Below are 604 nucleotides of genomic sequence, written 5' to 3'. Positions count from 1 at the left end.
CGGCGCGTGATCAGCGATCTCTCGCAACCCTATAGCATCAACGGGTCAGCGATCAGCATCGGCTGCTCGATCGGCGTGGCGATCGCCCCAAGTGACGGCAGCGATGGCGAAACACTCGTGCGCAACCCCGATCTCGCGCTCTATGCCGCCAAGGGCGAGGGGCGCGGCGTCCACCGTTTCTTCCGCAGCGAGTTGCTGATCGGCGCGCAAAGCCGCAAACAGCTTGAGGACGATCTGCGCGAAGCGCTCGCCGCCGACCAGTTCTTCGTCGCCTATCAACCCGTCGTCAGCACCAGGACGCAGCGCATTGTCGGCTTCGAGGCGCTGTTGCGCTGGCAGCATCCCACGCGCGGGCTGGTGAGCCCAAGCGATTTCATCCCGGTCGCCGAAGAGTGCGGGTTGATCGAAACGATCGGGGAATGGGTGTTGCGCACCGCCTGTATGGAAGCGGCGGAATGGCCGGACAGCATCCGCGTCGCGGTCAACGTTTCGCCGATCCAGTTCGCCAATCCGGCTTTATCCACCATCGTCACCTCGGCGCTCGCGAAATCGGGGATCAAGCCCGACCGGCTCGAACTCGAAATCACCGAAGGCGTGTTCGTCG

General features: G+C 63.9%; 1 protein-coding gene. It reads left to right on the top strand.

What is annotated here, in order from left to right; all coding sequences use genetic code 11:
• Window positions 1-604: EAL domain-containing protein (locus tag AACY08_RS28050; RefSeq protein WP_339472355.1), on the top strand; the 604-nt coding region annotated here is incomplete at both ends.

It is taken from the genome of Pseudomonas sp. EL_65y_Pfl1_R83 (assembly GCF_963970695.1).
Taxonomy (GTDB): domain Bacteria; phylum Pseudomonadota; class Gammaproteobacteria; order Pseudomonadales; family Pseudomonadaceae; genus Aquipseudomonas; species Aquipseudomonas tritici.
Note: the sequence above shows the minus strand (reverse complement) of the source record. Positions and strands in the feature narration are given on the sequence as shown.